General features: G+C 55.3%; 19 protein-coding genes and 1 tRNA gene. 5 read left to right on the top strand and 15 right to left on the bottom strand.

Translation table 11 applies throughout. From position 1 onward, the window contains the following. Positions 1–2: 2 nt before the first annotated feature. The 11 genes from ABDK11_RS04365 to gltX all read right to left on the bottom strand — a co-directional run bounded on the left by ABDK11_RS04365 (position 3) and on the right by gltX (position 9,955). Positions 3–380 (bottom strand): hypothetical protein, encoded by a 378-nt coding sequence (locus ABDK11_RS04365; RefSeq protein WP_346839081.1) that lies wholly within the window; start codon positions 378–380, stop codon positions 3–5. Between the two features lie 347 nt (positions 381–727). After that, positions 728–2,020 carry a flippase gene (locus ABDK11_RS04360; RefSeq protein ID WP_346839080.1) on the bottom strand — a complete coding sequence of 431 codons (1,293 nt, stop codon included), beginning with the start codon at positions 2,018–2,020 and terminating at the stop codon, positions 728–730. A gap of 51 nt (positions 2,021–2,071) precedes the next feature. Continuing rightward, a complete protein-coding gene (locus tag ABDK11_RS04355) occupies positions 2,072–2,356 on the bottom strand; it encodes a cupin domain-containing protein (protein WP_346839079.1) in 285 nt (94 codons plus the stop codon). A 57-nt stretch (positions 2,357–2,413) separates the two neighbouring features. Beyond that, on the bottom strand, positions 2,414–2,536 hold the full coding sequence (locus ABDK11_RS04350) for a GDP-mannose 4,6-dehydratase (RefSeq protein ID WP_346839078.1): 123 nt from the start codon (positions 2,534–2,536) through the stop codon (positions 2,414–2,416). A gap of 17 nt (positions 2,537–2,553) precedes the next feature. Further along, complete coding sequence (locus ABDK11_RS04345) at positions 2,554–3,270, bottom strand: WecB/TagA/CpsF family glycosyltransferase (protein ID WP_346839077.1); 717 nt, start codon at positions 3,268–3,270, stop codon at positions 2,554–2,556. Between the two features lie 35 nt (positions 3,271–3,305). After that, on the bottom strand, positions 3,306–4,475 hold the full coding sequence (locus ABDK11_RS04340) for a glycosyltransferase family 4 protein (protein ID WP_346839076.1): 1,170 nt from the start codon (positions 4,473–4,475) through the stop codon (positions 3,306–3,308). Then, entirely contained in the window at positions 4,472–5,179 is a 708-nt protein-coding gene (locus tag ABDK11_RS04335) for a hypothetical protein (protein ID WP_346839075.1), read from the bottom strand. The genes ABDK11_RS04340 and ABDK11_RS04335 overlap by 4 nt, the downstream gene beginning before the upstream one ends. Positions 5,180–5,795: 616 nt before the next feature. After that, positions 5,796–6,632: a sulfotransferase domain-containing protein gene (locus ABDK11_RS04330; protein WP_346839074.1), complete on the bottom strand. Its 837-nt coding sequence runs from the start codon at positions 6,630–6,632 to the stop codon at positions 5,796–5,798. A 626-nt stretch (positions 6,633–7,258) separates the two neighbouring features. Continuing rightward, on the bottom strand, positions 7,259–7,408 hold the full coding sequence (locus ABDK11_RS04325; protein WP_346839073.1) for a hypothetical protein: 150 nt from the start codon (positions 7,406–7,408) through the stop codon (positions 7,259–7,261). 629 nt (positions 7,409–8,037) lie between these two features. Continuing rightward, positions 8,038–8,113, bottom strand: a tRNA-Ala gene (locus ABDK11_RS04320). Positions 8,114–8,479: 366 nt separating this feature from the next. Continuing rightward, positions 8,480–9,955 (bottom strand): glutamate--tRNA ligase, encoded by a 1,476-nt coding sequence (gene gltX / locus ABDK11_RS04315; protein ID WP_346839072.1) that lies wholly within the window; start codon positions 9,953–9,955, stop codon positions 8,480–8,482. A gap of 306 nt (positions 9,956–10,261) precedes the next feature. Here gltX and ABDK11_RS04310 point away from each other — a divergent pair, with 306 nt between their 5' ends. From ABDK11_RS04310 to ABDK11_RS04300, 3 genes are read left to right on the top strand one after another with little or no spacing between them, the layout of a single operon-like run. After that, a complete protein-coding gene (locus tag ABDK11_RS04310) occupies positions 10,262–10,807 on the top strand; it encodes a hypothetical protein (protein ID WP_346839071.1) in 546 nt (181 codons plus the stop codon). Positions 10,808–10,853: 46 nt separating this feature from the next. After that, positions 10,854–13,352, top strand: a complete 2,499-nt coding sequence (locus ABDK11_RS04305) for a TcfC E-set like domain-containing protein (RefSeq protein WP_346839070.1) — start codon at positions 10,854–10,856, stop codon at positions 13,350–13,352. Then, positions 13,327–14,370 carry a hypothetical protein gene (locus ABDK11_RS04300; RefSeq protein ID WP_346839069.1) on the top strand — a complete coding sequence of 348 codons (1,044 nt, stop codon included), beginning with the start codon at positions 13,327–13,329 and terminating at the stop codon, positions 14,368–14,370. Before ABDK11_RS04305 ends, ABDK11_RS04300 begins: the two co-directional genes overlap by 26 nt. 7 nt (positions 14,371–14,377) lie before the next feature. Here the strand turns inward: ABDK11_RS04300 and ABDK11_RS04295 are convergent, their stop codons facing one another. Both ABDK11_RS04295 and ABDK11_RS04290 read right to left on the bottom strand, forming a co-directional pair. Further along, positions 14,378–15,058 carry a fimbria/pilus periplasmic chaperone gene (locus ABDK11_RS04295; protein WP_346839068.1) on the bottom strand — a complete coding sequence of 227 codons (681 nt, stop codon included), beginning with the start codon at positions 15,056–15,058 and terminating at the stop codon, positions 14,378–14,380. Between the two features lie 59 nt (positions 15,059–15,117). Next, positions 15,118–15,447 carry a hypothetical protein gene (locus ABDK11_RS04290; RefSeq protein ID WP_346839067.1) on the bottom strand — a complete coding sequence of 110 codons (330 nt, stop codon included), beginning with the start codon at positions 15,445–15,447 and terminating at the stop codon, positions 15,118–15,120. Positions 15,448–15,734: 287 nt separating this feature from the next. Here ABDK11_RS04290 and ABDK11_RS04285 point away from each other — a divergent pair, with 287 nt between their 5' ends. Together ABDK11_RS04285 and ABDK11_RS04280 are read left to right on the top strand one after the other, a co-directional pair. Then, a complete protein-coding gene (locus ABDK11_RS04285) occupies positions 15,735–16,424 on the top strand; it encodes a glycerophosphodiester phosphodiesterase family protein (protein WP_346839066.1) in 690 nt (229 codons plus the stop codon). Further along, entirely contained in the window at positions 16,408–17,616 is a 1,209-nt protein-coding gene (locus ABDK11_RS04280; RefSeq protein WP_346839065.1) for an FAD-dependent oxidoreductase, read from the top strand. Before ABDK11_RS04285 ends, ABDK11_RS04280 begins: the two co-directional genes overlap by 17 nt. Before the next feature lie 63 nt (positions 17,617–17,679). Here the strand turns inward: ABDK11_RS04280 and ABDK11_RS04275 are convergent, their stop codons facing one another. Then, positions 17,680–18,120: a DUF5991 domain-containing protein gene (locus tag ABDK11_RS04275; protein WP_346839064.1), complete on the bottom strand. Its 441-nt coding sequence runs from the start codon at positions 18,118–18,120 to the stop codon at positions 17,680–17,682. Between the two features lie 20 nt (positions 18,121–18,140). Then, positions 18,141–18,998, bottom strand: coding sequence for a hypothetical protein (locus ABDK11_RS04270; RefSeq protein ID WP_346839063.1), 858 nt, complete (start codon positions 18,996–18,998; stop codon positions 18,141–18,143). Between the last annotated feature and the right edge of the window lie 16 nt (positions 18,999–19,014).

Here is a 19,014-nt window from a genome sequence, read left to right as displayed (position 1 = left end):
GTTTATCTGCGCGCGCCGGCGGAAGTGCAATAGCCCGCAGCGACCAGAAACCTTTTCAAGCGCCAGCCAATCACCCAGCCCAGTAGCACGCCAACGGTATCTGCCGACATGTCGGCAAGCGAAGCGGTCCTTGCCGGCAACGCCCAGCCCTGCCACAGCTCGATTCCCGCCCCGAAAGCCAACAACAAAACGATCCCTAGCAGCTGCCACGGCCGCGAAAAGCCAAGCGTACACAGTGCGCTCATGGCCAGGAAAACACCACAGTGCAGCATCCAGTCAAAATGCGGCACCGGCTCCGGAAATGGCTGCGAGCGTAGCCCCGCATAGAGCGCAATCCCTACTAGCAACACCAACAGAACGCGAAAAGCTATTACTACCACGCGAAACATCCTCACCGAATAGTCCCCATGGGCCAATCCAATTACAACGGTTTACAGGCAGGTTGCACCGTAGGAACAACACCTGGCCGCGAACATAACAACAATCAACCAGCAAGCCATCAGACCAGCATCACCGCCACTCTAACCACCACCCGTAAACAGACCAACAACTGCAGCGAATCGAAAATCGCGAGCAACACTAAAAATAGGTTTCAACAAGACTATTCAGTTCCGATACTGCAAACCTGTCACGCATCTAAAAACCGTGCGCTAGTTGACACAAGAAACCATAAAAATGCCAGGCAGCATTAGCCGACCAAGCCTGATCAATCTCGACGGTACCAGCTTTACCGCCGCCAAACTGCCAACGTGTTAAAACCCAGACGCCTTTTCACCTGCCAAACTGCTAGCAGATTCTGCGTGGCAATAGCCAGTGCAGTAGCCACTGCACTCCCGGTAGCGCCGAAAAATGGAACCAGTGTAAACGCAGTACCCACAGCGATAGGTCCGGAAAAAAGCACCGTATTCCGCAGATCCCGCTCATGTCCCGACATCGTCAACAAGTAACCCACCGAACCGGTGGCCACATTGATAAACTGGCCGACCACCAAAATCTGTAGTAAATGGGCTCCGCCCCGAAACCCCTCGCCAAACAGCGACATGAGGAAACCGGGAAAGACCAGCATCACGACAACAATAGGCAAAGCGAAAAGCACCATCAGCTTGACCGAAGTAAGAGCAAGCTTTTCCAGCTCGGCCATTTGCCCCTGTTTGTACATTGCCGCAAAGCGCGGGGCCACAACCAGGTTAACCGCCATCAGGATAAAGCTGGTTAACAAAGCCGTGCGCTGAGCCACCGCTAACTGCGCCACCGCCTCAGGCTCTACCCACACACCGGCGATAAACTGGCCAGACCACTGCGTTAGCTGCCCCATCAGAACTACTACCCAGAGCGGTAGGCAACTCTGGAACAGCTCAGGCCAGCTCACCGAACCATCGCCTCTACCGAGGTTACGCCGAAACAACAAGTAACCTGCACATGCCGCCAACAGTGAGGCGCCGCTGTAGGCCCAGCCTGCGTACTCCGCGCTCACGATACCGAACATAACCAGCGCTACAGCAAGAAACAGGTTGACGAAAATATTGATGGTAAAGACAGAAGCCACGATACGCCTCAGCCCCTGTAACCCCATGGATATCATGGTAAACAGCGCCAGTCCTACCACCCCGGGCGCCATCGCGCGCAAAACCGCAGTCAATTCAGGCTTGGCAAATACCCGCTCGGCCAGCCAACCTGCCGACAGGTACAATAGCAATGCCACCACGAAACTGGCGCCAGATGTAAGCAGCATGGCGCGCGTGAAGACCGAACGCACTGTGCCCCAAGCCTGTTCCGCGAATGCCGCACCGGTAAAACGTAGCAGGGTATTCTCCAATCCTATACGGGAGAATCCAGCCAGGAAGGTGACGACACTGAAGGCTAGAAAGTAGTAGCCAGATTCTGACGCCCCCAGTTGCCGACCAATTAACAAGCTGACAATAAAGGCACCCAATGCGGCCAAAATACGAGCGGCCAGACTGACACCGGTGTTGAGAAAAAGCTCCCTCTGCCGAGAAAGACGAATAACGAGGGCTATCATTCGCACCAGCTCATAATGGAAAGCTTCTGCTCTTCAAAATAAAAGCAGCCGTCACACGCGCGCATACTTGTCCTCAAACCTTACGATATTGCCCTCTCCAAGATAAGAGCCCGACTGCACTTCAATTAATTCGAGCGGAATGGTGCCGGGATTTTTCAACCGATGTATAACCCCGAACGGGATATAGAGGCTCGGGTTTTCCCAAAGCAAAAAGTCTTTCTCTCCACAAGTCACACGCGTCGCCCCAGATATGAAAATCCCGTGCTCCGCCCGGTGGTGGGGTATCAGCAAACTCAACTGCGCACTGGGGTTTATCACAATTCGTTTTACCTGCAAGCGTTCGTCCTGACCTTCGGAATCACAAAGTTCTCGCAGTGCAGATGGAACTCAGATTTAGTGTCGTGTGGCACGGTGCTTGATACCGCGCACTTCATAGCCTTTCTCCAATAGCAACTCTTCCAGACAAGAACCATCCTGACCAGTAATACCCGTAATTAGTGAAACTTTATTACGCATACTTCAAAAAACCTATTTCAGTAATTTTTTCCAAAAAAAATCTGACGCCCGAAATGAAATATAAAGCGAGGATTTTGCTTAAGGTATCTTTTCCAAAGGCGGCGTGGTTCAGAGAGGAGCCTACTAAACCATTCCAACCCCGCCTTTTGCATCCAAACAGGAGCGCGTTTTTTAGAGCCTGAGATGAAGTCAAATGCCGCGCCGACGCCGAGCATTACACAATTAACACGTCCTTTGTGCTCCGCCATCCACTGCTCTTGTTTTGGACAACCTATTCCCACAAAAAGAACGTTGACACCTTGGCTTATTAATTCCTCAACGACGCGTTCATCTTCTTTTTCAGAAAGCGCCCTAAATGGTGGCGAGTATTTATAGGTGATATTGATATCCGGAAATTTACCTTGCAACTCTTCCGCCGTACTTTCTAATACTTCAATTGAGCTACCACCATATAGGCCGACATTTAACTTATTTCTACCTGACATTTTGCAAATATCATTCATGATGTCCTGGCCTCTAACCTGACTTGCGCCAGCAGCGCCCAATATTTTTTGGGCAAAAAATATTGGGCGTCCATCAGGGATAACTAGATCTGCATCATTTACTATGCTGCGAAAACCAACGGAATCTAGGGTTTCCATACACATATGCACATTTGAAACGCATACATAAGCTCCCCGCTTCTTCGCAGCAAGATTGATAACTTGATTTACAGCATCATTCCGACTGGACACACTAGTATCCATCGATATTATACGAAGTTTATTCATTATTTACGGTTTGCCTCACCAATAGCCTGCCTATAAACGTCCTTCAATATTTCATAATTTTTTTCAGGGGTATATTTATCCAAGTATTCTATTCTGGCATTTTCCCCCATAGACTTTAAAAGTTCCGGGTTTGCGATAAGATTATTTATCTTTTCAGCCAAATCGTCTGCGCTTCCTGTCTCAAAGTGCAGACCAGTAACTCCGTCCTTCACAATTTCTTCCATGCTTCCCAATTTGGATACAATCGCAGGTGTTCCGCACGCAAACGCTTCAACCAAAACCATTGGAAACCCTTCGTACCAAGTAGATGGCATAACAATAAAGTCAGCGTCTTTAACCAGGCCTAAAACTTCCTTTTTATTTTTATACCCGAGATAATCAATATTGTCTTCATCTATTTTTTCGACAACCGCTCTCAGCGGGCCGTCCCCAATAACTTTAAGAGGTAACTTAATACTACTCCAGGCACCTAGAAGAGTATTTATCCCCTTCTCTTCGCTCAGTCTTCCAACAAATAGGGCGAAACCACCCTTTTTCTTAATTTTTTGAGCGCCACTAAACGGATCTTTTATAAAATTCGGTTTTACAACTATTTTATTAGCAGGCCAACCAGCCTCTACGTACTTTCTCTTAGAGAACTCCGTTAAAGCAATATATCGATCGACCGTCCGATTCCACGTCCCTATCCACTTATGAACTTCGACCATTAGCGACAGAAATATAGTTCCTAAATATGAGCTTTTATAGACTTTTTCTTTTATAGTCCAGAAGCATCGTCCTTTAATGCTATCCTCAACTATTATCCCTCGGTGCATTAAAAGGGCTGTTGGACAAATGGCCCTATAATTATGCAATGTATGAACTGTAGCAACGTTAGACGACTTACAAGCGTAAAAAATTGAGGGAGACAACAATGGAAAGTAATTATGAACATGAACAACATCAACTGGAGAGCGCTTAAACTTCCGTTTCGCCCATGAAAATACTTTAAAGTTAAATACAACCCCCAACGCAGTAATTACAGCAGAAATTCGGCTAACAATATTTTCATTATGCACTTCATAACATTCTACGTTCTCCTTTTCCTCAAGAAGTAAAGATTCTTCTTGAAAGACAAAGTCTTCCCCTCCAGAAACCTTATACCTATTGTGAAAAATAGCTATTTTCAAAGCACATACCTTTTGCTATACACCCTCTCATAAATTGACCGACACTCCATATATATTTTTTTATATTTTCTCTCTATAATATTCGAGATTATTTCTTTTTCATAATCGCGTTTTTTACTTGGTATACCGACATGAGTTTCCCTTATCTCTGAGCCACCGGAGTCCTCCAACTCCATATTTATTATCATGGACCTTACATTCATGTCGCTACCTGTCCCGTAGTAAGTTAACGGTAAGTTAGGCACACGCGCTTGAACAAGTTTAATTAATTTAGAAGGCCTATCAATCATTTCAGAGAAACATATTACATTTAAACTTTCTTTTGACCTCTCAACATAGCCATAAAATTCCATGTAATATTTTAAGGCAAAGCTAATACTAACTCCCTCTCTAATAACAAACGAAGCTACGGAATTTAGAGGATTCCTGACCAGCAAAAAAATTGGTTTATCAAGTGAAATAGCTCTCTTTAACTGTCCAATCTCATGTCTATGCCTGGCCATCTTCAATGGCCGCAAGGAGTGAGACATCAATAGCGCAGCAAAGAAGGTGTTGCCGCTACGGGGATATCCCTCCACGACGATATCACTATCTACATTTACAAAATTACCACTACTAGAAATAAATCGTCTGTATATCTCTTGTGATAATAACGAATTAGCTGCAAAGTCTTTCAGCAGCCATCTCATGTCTTGCAGGTTCACGCGTTCGCACCGTTTAGATCCCAAGAGAAACCAGTGAAAAGGATACCAAAATTACTGGTAAATAAATAATTACATTGTCCGCCATCATGACTACTGACAGTGAAATTCAGCATGCACTCGAGGCTTGCTTTTATTATCCCCAACGCGGAGGGAATAAAAAATCGCCCCCCAAAATAAAATTTAAAAATATTTAAAGAGGGCACCACATGCTCCACCCCAGTTTGAGAGCCAAGAGTCGAAAATCTCCAAACTCATTACTCCCTAGCACAAAAAATATATACAAACCAGTAAGTCTATAAATAAAACAGAAGGCCAATATTTCTGCAGAAAGAATTTTGGGTATATCTAAAGAGAGGCAGAACCATGCATGGGATTAATTAGCTCTCTCCCCCCTCTACCAAAAAGTCAAAAAAAATAAAACTATTGAAGTTATTAATACAACAGCAGCACCAGAACTCATCAATCGAGTATTGTTGGACACGTTGAAAGAAAAATAACTGAGTTAACCAACACAGAGAGGTAGTCACTATATTTGGCATCTGGAAAAACGGAATGCAACATCGTAATTAACACAAGTATCGCCGATAATAAAAAGTCGAAGCTTGCTCAACTCATATTAATAGCCATACTTCCCGCCCAGCAGAACATCAGATAAACTTCTCCTAGAGCATGACTTTCCCTTACTTAAAGTGACTCTTCCCACTTGATCTAATTTTGATGGATTTCCTGCACAACTATGTGACAAGGGAACATCAAAAGAATCATCTTCCAGCCTACTAATAAATAACGGCTCCCCAATAAATTTTGCCACTCTCTCTATTTCAGACTCGGGACTCTCGATAAAGTCTTCATATTTAACAAATATTTTTTTATGCCGAGCAATCTCTTTGCACGCCACTTTAATACAATATTCATAATAAGCCATGTCAAATATAGTTTTGATTATATTTTTCTTTTTTAAGTAGCGCTTGCTTTTCGACCAGCTTCTTATTACATCTGAAGGCCGCCGGACTAAATGTATAACGTATGGTTCTGCCCCCAAATCAACTAGAAACTTTAAGAAGGCTGGGTTTTTTGAAGAGTCAACTACAACGTTTGATTCACAGCACTTAGAAAGCCTTTCATTTAGTTCCTTAAAGCGACTCTTTATTTTCGGGAAATTTTTCAGGTAAGTCTTGAAGTTTCTGAATATATGCCTATTCCGTACCTTTCTACCCACCTCACGACGAACTTCAGAGCTGGCGTCGAAGTCAACTTTTGACCAGAAAGAACACCTTGGCAAATCATCACCACAACCACATGGTAATGATTTTTGATACATATCTTCATCGAAAAAACATTTATACATTTCTCCGACGTTAACACATCCTCCTGTCGCAGCTAAAAAGTTGCCAAACAGTGTACTGCCGACCCTTCCATATCCGACGATATAAACTAACTTAATTTCATTCATCTTAATTTTACGCCGGAGTATTGTTCTATGAATCTGACACTGACTCGCAATGCTTTTGTGAAATTTAATTTCGCAATTTGAAGCAAATAAGATTTTTCTTATCGCCGGTCTAGATCATTATAGTAGCTGTCAGTAGAAAATTGGATCTAAGCAATCTCTTATCGTTTCACCTGAAAGACATAGACATGTTTTTTAAGTCGGCTCCAATTTCATGATTGTATAGACCGTAATCTAGCTAGGCTTTCAAATATCCAAGCTTGTTTACACAATCATGGCTATGACCAACAATTCGGTATGCATCGACAGCCTGCAGCTTTAGCAATTCATCAATCGCGTCAGTTAACTGAATTTCCCCCTGAACGCGGCAGGGTATTTTCCAGCAACTCCCAGATTTCCGACGGCAGTATTATCGCGCCCCACCACAGACCTATTCGAGGGCGCCGCGTCCACACTTGATTTTTTCACCATGCCATCGATTTCGGCGGCCCCACCTGTCTGCAGGTCTGCGCCCAGGCAATCCACCACGCCGTATTTGCTTACCCCTTCCCAGACCACCGGTTACCCCATGATCTGGCTGGCCTGCCTCTGTTCGAAGTTGCGCACCATTGTGGCAAGGTTCTTGGTGGTCAGTCGGCGGCGCACTGGTCGATCGGCACATCCGGCAGCAGGATCGCAAACGAATTGTCACCCACTACCGGGCGCGCGCAGCTGATGGCGTGACCCAGGCCCTTGGCGTCCGCCTGGCGTACAGATATTACGGTGACATCTTTCGGCACGATGGAACGTACTTCTTCCAGCAGGTGGCGCTTGAGGCGGTTTTCCAGCTGGGCTTCCAGTTCGAAGCAGGTGTCGAAGTGGTTCTCGATGGCGTTCTGCGGGCAAAGATCGGAAGTATCCCCCCAGCCCTGGCGCTCCTTAAGCTGTCACAACTCCATTGTCTTTCAACGACTGGCTTAGTCTGGCCAGCATTTCATCGCCCCCTGCGCAATCATGTGACAGACGTTCCACTTTATACCCTAAAGCCCGTCATCTTAACAAAACCCACGAGCGCAGGATCACTGCTGATGTCGGTCGTCATAGGTCAATCGGGTAGATTCGTCGTAAAGGCGCTTTCGCTGCGCCGAAAAATCACGAAGACAAGGACGGATACAAGATGCGACCCCAGAGGAACTCCCCGGAGCGTAAGCCAACTTTCTTCCCTGGCTCAACTTCGACTTAATATGGACTTAAATTTCAGGCACAAAAAAGCCGCACGCCAAGCGGGCCCCTACGCCGTTGATTTATATCGATATTTTGTGCGAATCAGGCTGCGCGCCACCACGGGATCAAACCGCATTCAGCGGTCCGATCCTTTTCAGGCAAAACAAAAAACCCCCGCACCTTTCGGTACGGGGGTTTCTTTGTTTGGTGGAGCTAAGCGGGATCGAACCGCTGACCTCAACACTGCCAGTGTTGCGCTCTCCCAGCTGAGCTATAGCCCCAAATTGGGTTGCTTTCGGAATAGGTTTCCGTCGAAAGCGGGGCGCATTTTAACAATGCTGGACCGGCTGTCAACAAGAAAAATAACTTTTTAATCAAATAGTTAGCGACCGGGCCGTCGGGGTTGGTTTCCGTTGTTCGGGGCCGTTGGGAAGGGCCGGTTGCAGCTTCGCTGGCGGGCCCCTGGCCCGCGCGGGCAAACACGAGGTTTGCCCCTACGGAACTCGTTCAGTGAGTCAATTGGCTTCTGTGCCCATGGCGCGCCGGAAGTGCCGCTGTGGATATTGGCCACACAACCCGATCTGTAGGGGCGGACCTTGTGTCCGCCCGGGTTGCGGCTGGCGCCGGGGCTCCTACGGGGAAAGGTATCAGGCCAGGGAGGCGTATTCCTTTTCCCAGCGCTTCAGCACCTTCTTGCCGGCGCCGCCGAGGACGTCGATAGCTTGGCGCAGGCGGGCGCGGGTCAGGTCGGGGCCGAGCAGGACCATGGCGTCCATGACCGAGAAGGAGGCGGTGGTGCCACTCACGGCGACGAACAGCGGGGCGTTGAAGTCCTTGAGCTTGATGTCCATGGCGGTGGACAGGGCTTTCATGGCTTCGAAGATCTCGCTCCGCTCCCAGGTGCGCAGGGCTTCCAGACGCCACAGGGCAAACTGCAGCAGCTTCTTCTGCTCGTCCAGCTCCAGCTTGTTGTCGGCGAAGCTGGCTTCGCTGAGCCCCAGATCACCGGCGGCAAGGAAACTGACCAGCGGCATGAAGTCACCGAAGGTCTCCATGCGGCCCTTGGCGTGGGGCAGTACCTTGAGCAGGTTATCGCGGTTGAGCAGCCAGCCCTGCAGGCGGTCGGCCAGCTGTTCGTCCTGGAGCTCGCGGATCCACAGGCCGTTCAGCCAGGACAGTTTCTCCACGTCGAACACCGGGCCACCGAGGGAGACGCGCTGGATATCGAAGTGCTTGAGCATTTCGTCGAGGGTGAACTTCTCACTTTCGTCGGGCATGGACCAGCCCATGCGGCCGAGGTAGTTCAGCAGCGCTTCGGGCATAAAGCCGGCGCGCTGGTAATAGAGAATGGAGGTGGGGTTCTTGCGCTTGGACAGCTTGGTCTTGTCCGGGTTACGCAGCAGCGGCAGGTGGCACAGCACCGGCATGTCCCAGCCGAAGTATTCGTACAGCAGCTTATGCTTGGGCGCGGAGTTGATCCACTCCTCGCCGCGCAGCACATGGGTAATTTCCATCAGGTGGTCGTCGACCACGTTGGCGAGATGGTAGGTGGGCATGCCGTCGGACTTGAGCAGGATCTGCGCATCTACCTGGCCCCAATCGATCTCGATGGTGCCGCGCAGCAGGTCTTCTACCACGCAGGTACCGCTCTCGGGCACGTTCATGCGCACCACATAGGGCTCACCGGCGGCCTTGCGCTTTGCCACTTCTTCTGCCGGCAGCACCAGGTCGCTGGGCTTCAGGGCTACGCGGCCGGCTTCCTTTAATTCGGCGCGCAAGTGATCCAATTCTTCCGATGTACGGTAACAAAGGAAGGCGTGGCCTTTGGCGACCAGCTCGTCACAGTACTGTTTGTAGATGTCGCCGCGCTCGCTCTGGCGGTAGGGGCCGTGCGGGCCGCCCACGTCCGGACCTTCCTGCCAGTCGAGCCCCAGCCAGCGCAGGCTGTCGAGGATGGCCTGCTCGGATTCCGGGGTACTGCGCTGCTGGTCAGTGTCCTCGATGCGCAGCACAAACTGGCCGCCCTGGGCGCGGGCGAAGCACTGGTTGAACAGGGCAATATAGGCGGTGCCCACGTGGGGATCGCCGGTGGGAGACGGGGCAATTCGCGTTCTTACGGTCATGACAGGCCTGGTTGGTTTGATCTTGATCAGTATGGGTGATTTCGAGGCGCGCGATTATAGCGCTGGAGGCTCAAAGAGCACAGAAGTGGCCTCTTAATGTGGACTATCGCGCATAAAGTGTCCCAAAAGGACAAAATGACAATATTTCGATCGATAAAACGTGACTTGTATCACGGAAAAAGTATTATGCCGCAAATTGAGATGAACCCCGCGACCAAAACCATAACAAAGCGCGGCGCCAGGTTTAGGCCTGCACAAAAATTATCCACCATCAATCAACCTTTTATGGTCTCAGGAACATTTGCCATGAAAATAAACGCTATTCGCTCTCTGCTCGCAACAACCGCCCTGGCGACATCAGCCCTTGCCCTTGCTGCCACCGACGGTGGTGCCGGTAACACCTCTACCGGCGACCTGTTGGTGACCCTGAACGTGACTCAGCTGATTTCCGTGGGTGGGCTGAACGATCTCACCCTGGACAACAGCAATGATTTCCAGGCTGCCGATGATATCTGCGTCGGCCAGATCGGCGGCGTGACCGACTTCAGCGTTGATTTCAGCGGAGCCAATGCCGCCGGCGGTAACCAGTTCCTGCTTGATGACGGCACTGGTAACACGCTGAGCTACCGCGTGTTTTTCGACAATGACGCCGATGCCAGCGACGGCACCGAGGCAGATGCGGGCAACGGCGCGGTAACTCCCACCGGGACCTACACCACCATGGGCGCCCTTGGCTGTGGAGACGGCGTAGAGAATTCCCAGATCCTGGTACAGATCGATCCGTCCGAACTGCTCAACGCTACCAACACGTCGTACACCGACACCCTGACAGTCACCGTTACTGCCAACTAACCCTCGAGTGCACCGTCACGGCGGTGCGTCTCGCCAGTATGACTCCATGCAACGCATCACATGGCAAATCGCCCTGTGCGGCGCGCTGCTTTGCGGCAGTGCGCCGACCATGGCGGCGACGTCCGCGGCGTTTACGATGGAAACGGCCGCTCCCGCAGGCTTCGAAGACCTCACCGAACCCAGCTCACTGGTGGTGGACGTCTATTACGGCGGGCGCCTGCTCGACAACCGGCAGCGGGCGTTGGTCGGTCCGCACACCCTCCAGTTTGAACACCCCCAGCAACTGCTGGACAAGCTCCCCGCGGTGACCGGCCGGCAAGATCTGCTGGAGCGGCTCAGCCAGACACTGCCGACCAACAGCCAGCTGGTATGCCGCAGGAAGCAACAGCGCGGCTGCGGTGTGCTGAACACCCAGGTACTGGGCGTCATCTACGACCCGGACCGCTTCCGGGCGGACCTGTTTATCGGCCCCGAGTACCTGCCCACGCGGCAGGTACAGCAAGATCCCTACCTGCCCCCGGCCAGCAATCGCTTTGCCCTGAGCCAGCACCTGTCCGGCAGCTGGTCGGGCGCGCGCTCGGATACCGCGGCGCCGGGGCAGGACAACCGCAGCGCGACGCTGTTTGGGGAAACCATTCTCAGCTTTGGCGAGTCCTCTCTGCAGGGCCGCTGGTCGGTGAGCGACACGGCACAAACGGCCTCACAGCTGTCCGACCTGTTCTGGACCCGCGACTACCGCGGCCGCGCCCTGTCCGCCGGGCTAATGCAGCCACGCGGCAGTAACAGCCACTTCTTCAACGGCGGCTTGCTTTACGGGGTGGAGTTCTATCAATCCAACAACACCCGCCTGGACGCCGACCTGCGCACCGCCACGCCTCTGGAGGTGTATCTGCCGGTGCGCGGCCGTGTGGAGGTCTACAAAGACGGGCGTCTTATCCACAGCCAGCTGATTGAGGCCGGCAACCAGTTGGTCGGTACCCGCAGTTTTCCACAGGGGGCCTATGAGGTGACGGTGAAGACCTACGCCGAGGATGGCCGTCAGTTGGACGAATTCCGCCAGTTTTTCGCCAAGGACTCGCAGCTGCCCGCCGCCGGTGAATGGCAGTGGAACCTGCTCGCGGGTATGCCCGCGCAGATTTCTCCCGACCACGCTGTCCCCGAGCGCGAGGGCGACTACCTGATCCAGGCCGGCGCCGGGCGGCGCCTGCTGGACAACCTCGGCCTGTTCGGCAACGCCACCCTCAGCGGCCAGTCGCAGGCTCTGGAGATGGGCGGCCGCTGGATCACCCCGCACCTCGACGTCTCCTCGAGCCTGATCGGTACCAGCAACGGCCACCGCGGCCGGCGCCTGTCGGTGTCCCTGAAAAGTAGCTGGGCAACCCTGATGCTGCAGGAGAGCTATCTGCAAGGCGGCGATGACGACACCTCACTGTTCGGCCGCGACTATCGCAACCGCAATGCCACCCTGAACATGCCACTGGGTCGCGGCCGCTTGAGCGCACGCTACTCGCGGCGGGACTCGGGCCAGGAGATCAACCCGGGGCAACTGCAGCTGGCAAACGTCGCCGTCGGCGGCAATACCCTGCGCACGCTGGAATACCTCTACCCGCTGGCCCGGCGAAAAGCCTGGGGCGGCGATCTGCGCCTGAGCTACAACGACAGCGGCCGTGAACAGCTCTACAGCATCAGCCTGCAGTTCCGCTACAACGGCGCCCACTGGAATCACGGCGCCTCCCTGCGCGCAGACACCGGTGCAGTCGCGGGCGACCGCCAGTACGCGGGGTTCAGCAGCAGTTGGAACGATGGTGAACGCTGGGCCAGTGACGTGCAGGAGCAGATCCACGGCGAGAGCGACGGCGGCACGCTGTCGCTGCGTAGCCAGACCCGCGTGGCCGGGCGGCGCGGCTACTTCACCTCCGGTATTAATTATCTGGATGGCGACAGCCGGACCCTGAGTTACGTGGGTAACTTCAGTACCACGCTGGTCTCGGACGGCGACCACTTTACCTGGGGCGGGGAGCAATCCTATGACAGCGGCGTACTCGTGGATATCAACGGCGCCAGGGACGATCAGTTCGAAATACTGATCAACGGCCAGCGGCGCGGCTACGCCACCGGCGGCGGGCGGTCGCTGATCAGTGTGCCCGCCTTCGACACCTATGAAGTGGCCGTGCGGCCACTCGGCGAGGGGTTTTACGACTACCGGGACACCAGCGAGACGGTCACTCTTTACCCCGGGAACATTGCCAGCACGAGTTACCAGATAAAATCGCTGATCCTGGTCATGGGCCGCATCACCAATGACGGGGCCCCGGTGGCCGATGCCACATTTACCCTGGCCGGGCAGCAGACCACCACCGATCAGTACGGCCTGTTCCAGTTGCAATACTACAGCACGCCTAAAAACCTGGCGTTTACCCATATCCGCTGGAACCAGTGCCGGGTACCGGTGCAGGTTCTCGGCTCTAATAAGGATTGGCTCAATCTCGGCACCATCGAACTCAACCAGGCCAAATGCAATGCCGATCAAGTTGCCGCTCAATAAGCCGGCCCTGTGGTGCCTGCCGCTGCTGCTGTTACTGCTGTGCTGGCGCACGACCCATGCCGCCTCCACCAATACGGATCCCTGCGGAGATGGCAGCGGCGCCAGCGGCGACAATGTGTTTATCGGCGTATGCAACCTGAACGGTGCCAGTCACGATTTCATCTATGATGCAACCGTGCAGACTCAGGGCAGCATCGACTTCCAGATCCGCAGCTGCGGCCCGCAGAAAAAAACTGTCAGCTGCAAAAAAGCGGCAGCGTTTTGGGCGGCGGTTGACGACGACAACAGCAGCGGCAGTAACTACCTGCTGTACAATGCTTACAACCAGACCCTGCCAATCAATTTGTTTTTCGGCAACAAGGCCAATAACACCAATCAACTGGTACCGAACCAGACCTATGGCGGCACCTCTCCGCCCTTCTCCGGGGCCGCCAACGGCAAACTCTCCAACTATTTTCTGCGCGTGGAACTCGCCCCGCCGGGGTTAACCGGGTATTCGGGCATTTATAGCGGAACTTTTTACTTTTCGATGCAGCAGGAAAGCTTTTGTGACAAGACCGGCAACAACTGCACCACGGAACTGGTGCGTCTGCCGTTTACCGTTACCGTCACCGTGACGCCGGTGATAAAAATCAGCGGCCTCACTGATGTCGCCAGCGCGCTCAATACCAGTGGCGACACAGTGATGGAGGATGATTTCTGTGTGTACAATCTGGGCGGCGGCTACTTCAAGATGCAGGCTGACAGTACTGTCGGCACCGGGGAATTTCTGCTGCAGGGGCCGGTAACGCAGATTCCTTACAGTGTGGAAATCGCTGATACCGGCGGCAGCCAGTCAGAAGTCCTGACCGAGGGGGACGATAGCACGACGAACTGGCTGGGCTCGGACACCAATATCAACTGCAACGCCAACGAGGAAAATATGCACCTGACGGTGCGTATCAGCCTCAACGACGCCCTGGCCGCAGAGAGCGGCAGCTATCAGGACACGCTGACCCTGACCGTCACCCCCCAATAAACCCCGCTCAGAGTGGAAAGGTTTTCTCGACGCCATCGCTGCCGTCGAAGGCATTCAGTTTCAGGTAACCTTGGTCCGCCGGCAGCTTCAGGTCCTTGTGTGCACCCGCGTAGAGCCGGCCGATAGACGGCAGTGCCTCGCAATCGCCCTGTGCGCGGCAAAACCTCAACTGGCGCACCTCGACATTGATATTGCCGCGATTGGCGAGCTGCCAGTGGTCGCCGAACTTGTGCAGCGCCAGCTGATAGGCCCCGTCTTTAGGCTGCACAAAGATCAATGCCTGGTAGGCCACCAGGATCTTTACGCCTGTCGCCTTGGAAGTGATTTTCCCCACAACCGGTTTGAACGTCACCCGGTAGACTTTTTCGTTGTCGATACCGGTCTCCACCGACATCAAGCGAAAACGCTTGCTGGCACCGGCCGGGATCACCGCCTTGCTCGGGCTGACCAGCAACTTGAAGTCCCGGGGATCCGTAATCAGCACCTTTTTTTCGTCTTTGCGGCCGGGGTGATCGACGCGATAGACCTCGGTCTGCACATAGATTGTTTCGTTATCCGGATTACTGACCACGACATCTTCGCGCGCGTTGGGTGCAGCATCGAGGTGGATAACCATTTTATCGAGGCTCATCGCCGCCCAGACCGGCTGGGCAAGCAACAGCAGTAAGGCGATCGTTATTCTTTGCATGGCAATCCGGTAATGAAGCTGGAAAGCCCCTATTCTAAACCCCGTGTCAACGTAAACAACTATTGCGCCACCAGCGTGATCGCAGCGGCATTCATCATCTGCGCCGGCAGGCACCAGCGCCCCGCGGCCACCGCAATGCGCCGAACGGTACTGTCATCGCCGCCGCTATCGACCAGCAAATAGAAATGGCGGGCCGGAATATGCGCCATGCACAGCTGCAAGTCGCCGCCATCGTCACGGAGCAGCTCGACCCGCGCCGGAAGCAGCAGAGTAATCCGCGCCGAGGCCGACGCGGAAACCCGCTGATCGGCCTCGGCGGCCGGCGGCAGCAACCCCAGCACCAGGAAGCCCCACACGACGCCGAACACTGCTCGCTTCGCATACCCCATACCAATCACCACCAACCTCGCACCCCGGAAAAGGCAGTGCCCGCGGGAGCGCCGCCCCCCTGAGTCTAGCCGGTGCCGGGCGGGCGTCAGGCAAAGAGAGATCAGGCACAAGATTTTCTCCCACCGCCGCCTTGCAACCTCCTTGGTACAGACTATTTTTTTCAATAAGAGCCGCCATCTTTGCAGGCGGTGCCGGGTGTGCCCGGCAACCTGACATCAGTGGATCGGCGCGGCCCACCAGGCCCGCGCCGCGACGAAAATAACGTCCACTACCCGGATCTGCTCCCATGCTGATTGCACACCGAGGCGACAATATCCGCCACCAGGAAAACACCATCGCCGCATTCGAGGGGGCTCACAGCCTCGGCGCCTGCGCGATCCAGACCGAAATCCAGTACAGCGCCGACGATACGCCCTGGTGCCACAGCGGCGCCGTATGGCGCCCGGTCGGCAGGGAGGCGCGGCCGTTTCACCGGATGCGCGATCGGGAATTGCGCAATGCCGGCTTGACCAGCTTCGCCGAACTGGTGGACTGGGCCGGCCGCCACCGGCATCTGGACTGGTTTGTGGAACTACAGCCGGCCCTGCTCGAGCGCCTGACGCGGAAAGACGCCGTGGGGCCGCTCGTGCGCCGGCTGCTGCCATTCAGCGATTCGTTTATCGTGCTGGCGCAAGATATCCACAGCCTGCGCCTGGCCCGTAACCTCGGCTGCCACCAGGTGGCGCTCAAGCTCGACAGTGCCGCCAAATGCCTGTCCGTGGATGTGGTGACGCTGGCGCCCGACTACCTGCAGATCCGCGACGATCAGGTGGATTGCCAGGAGTTGCCGCCGGGGCCCTGGCAGTGGGTGGTGTACGAGATCAACTCCGCCACCGACGCGGTGCGCTGGCGCGACCGCGGTGCCCATCACCTGCTGACCGGCAACCTGCCGCTGCTGATGCGCTCCCGGGAAGCGAGTGATGTCTACGGATTTTGACGTTCTCGTGATCGGCGCCGGCATTCAGGGCGCCGGTGCCGCCGAGGCACTGGCCGCGGCCGGCTACCAGGTGGCGATTCTCGAACAACTCGGCGTCGCCGCCGCCACCTCTTCGCGCTCTTCCAAACTGATTCACGGCGGCCTGCGCTACCTGGAGAGCGGCCAGTTCCGGCTGGTGCGCGAGTGCCTGCGGGAGCGCCGCTGGCTGCTGGCCAACAAGCCGCAGCTGGTGCGCATGGTGCCGTTCTATATTCCCGTATACAGCTATAGCCGCCGCCCCGCGTGGCTGGTGCGGCTGGGGCTCAGCCTGTACGCGCTGCTGGCCGGGGTGAGCAGTGGCTACTCGCGTTTTCGCTCGGTACCGCGGCACGAGTGGGACAACCTGGCGGGACTCAATCGCGACGAGCTGGTGGCCGTATACCGCTACTACGATGCGCAGACCGACGACGCCGCGTTGACCCGCAATGTGGTGGATTCCGCCGTCGCCCTGGGCGCCCGCCTGATCTGCCCCGGCAGCCTGGTGGGGGCCGAACGCACCGATCACGGGGTGCGGGTGGATTACGTCGCCGATGGCCAGCTGCACACCCTGCGCAGCCGCGTGCTGGTGAACTGCAGCGGCCCGTGGATCGCCAGCACCAACGCACGCTGCACGCCGCAGATCAAGCTGCCGGCGCTGGACCTGGTGGCCGGCGCGCATATCGAGTTGCCGTTGTCGCTGGGAGAGAAGATTTTCTATGTCGAGGCCGAGGACGGCCGCGCCGTGTTCGTCATGCCGTGGCGCGGCAAGACGCTGGTAGGTACCACAGAGCGCAGCTATATCGGCGACCCGCGCGATGTGGCGCCGACGATCGAGGAAGAGAGCTACCTGCTGCGCACGGTGCAGCGCTATTTTCCGCAGACCCGCGCGCTACAGATGCATGATATCCGCGACAGCTTCGCCGGCCTGCGGGTACTGCCACAAAACGGCAATTCCCCTTTTTCCCGCCCGCGCGAAACCCTGCTGTGCTGCGACGACGACCGGCGGCCGCGGCTGCTGGCAGTAGCCGGCGGCAAACTCACCAGCTACCGCGCCACCGCGCGCAGGATACTGCGCAAGCTGCGCCCGACGCTGGAGGCGAATGCCGGTGGCAGTGGCGGCGCCGCCGCGGGCAGCAACCGCAATGCCTCCTCGGTCGAGGAGCGCAACCTGTAGTCGCAATGCTGATTCCTCAAGCGGGGTTTCCGCGCAGGTGCGGGCTGCCGGCGGCAATCGCGCTCACTGGCGGGCGAAGAAGGTGCCCTGTTTGCGCTCGACAGCATCGGGCTGCAGGCTGTTCCACTCGGTCACCAGCGTTGCCTCCCCGGTCCCGGCGCGGCGCAGGGTAAAGAGCGGCTCCCCCACCTGATACACCTGAATTCCGTACAGGTTGGTGGTCTTACCGTTGCTGTAAGAGCGGAAGCGCACCACCGCCGTGCCGCCGTCGACCGCCAGCGTACACAGGATGGTGTCATTCACCTGGTAACCGGACACGGTCAACCGGCAAAGGTCAGCCCCCAGTTCGAGTCGATACTCGACCAGCATTGCCGCGCCACCGGGGTCTTCCCCGAGGGTTTGCGTATAGCCATAGACGCCGTGCCAATCTGCACTGGACTGGCACGCGGCGGCGAGAATCAACAACCAGGCGCACAGCAGCGCCCTGAAGCAGGTTCTGAACACACGTATACTGCCAAGCCACTTCACCCCAGATACCCCTCTTGCAGTCCTTTTTCGTATTTCTGCCGGACCTTGATCGAAACTTCCGCCGGCGTTATCACACCGTCGTTGTTCTTATCAAAGCCGGCATTCTGTTCGTAGGTTTTCGCGCCCCGGCGAAATAGCGGATCGGCGGGATCCATACCGATCGCCGCCGGATAGAGGATGGCCAGGTAGATATCTTCCAGTGTCTTCAGCTTGCCCTTATACGGCAGGAAATACTTCTCGACATAATCCAGCTGCTTTACCGCGGTCATCGCTGCCAGTGCCTCAGTGGTCGTTCCCAGCGCCCGGGCGGTGCGCGGCATAAACTGGATCAACCCGGTGGCGCCGCTACCCGCAGCATTTTTTATCGAGGGACTGAATGTCTCCCCGGTTTCAAACGCCATACAGGACATCAGGAAGTCGGGTGAAATCCCCAGGTTGGCAGCGATCCGTTGCAGCCGCCTCTTGAAGCCCGCCGAGACTTTGCCCCCCCAGGCCACCGCCGCCGCGCTTTTCTGCCTGGCACGGCTGCCAGCAGCAGTGGCACCCGGAAGCTTGCCGTGCACGGCGAACAGATCGTTGGACTGGAGAGGCCGGTCAATTGCGTAGCGCACCAGCCGGCTCCAGGTGCGACCGCTCACATCAACACGGCCATCGGGCCGCGCAAATCCGGCCACGCGATGCTGGAAGCGCTTGATCCGCTCGATCGTCCGTGGGCCGATCAGACCGTCAACCGCCAGCAGCGCCCAGGGAACTCGGGTGGCCCGGTTCAGCAGCTCCTGTACCAGCCGCACGTCTGCGGGAAAATTTCTGCCCTTGGCACCGACGGACGCGGTCAGTTCGGCGAGAGTCTTCATCTATCCTGCTCCTTGG

Source organism: Microbulbifer sp. SAOS-129_SWC (assembly GCF_039696035.1).
GTDB lineage: Bacteria > Pseudomonadota > Gammaproteobacteria > Pseudomonadales > Cellvibrionaceae > Microbulbifer.
Note: the sequence above shows the minus strand (reverse complement) of the source record. Positions and strands in the feature narration are given on the sequence as shown.